Source organism: Marinobacterium sedimentorum (assembly GCF_024267675.1).
Classification (GTDB): domain Bacteria; phylum Pseudomonadota; class Gammaproteobacteria; order Pseudomonadales; family Balneatricaceae; genus Marinobacterium_A; species Marinobacterium_A sedimentorum.
Window position 1 is genome coordinate 1 of the sequence record NZ_JALDYX010000187.1, and the last position, 221, is coordinate 221.

Annotated in this window: 1 protein-coding gene; it reads right to left on the reverse strand. The window is 44.3% G+C overall.

Annotated elements, in window-relative coordinates:
• Window positions 1–221 (reverse strand): CoA transferase (locus tag MRS74_RS23790; protein WP_254582752.1); only part of this gene is annotated, 221 nt, incomplete at both ends.

Consider the following 221-nt stretch of genomic DNA (forward strand, 5'->3'; position numbering starts at 1 on the left):
GAATTAATCTGTGTAGGATTTCCTGTCCCTGAGGGGCAGAAAGATTAAGGGATAAACTGCGTTTATTGTGGTTAAAACCTTGAAAAAACAAGCTGCTGTTATCCCCTGATTCGCCCTCTACGAAATAAGGACCAACGCTTCGCCCCACGTCGCCACCATTGGAAATATCTTCCACTTTTATGACTTCTGCTCCCAAATTTGCCAGATAGAGAGTGCCAAAG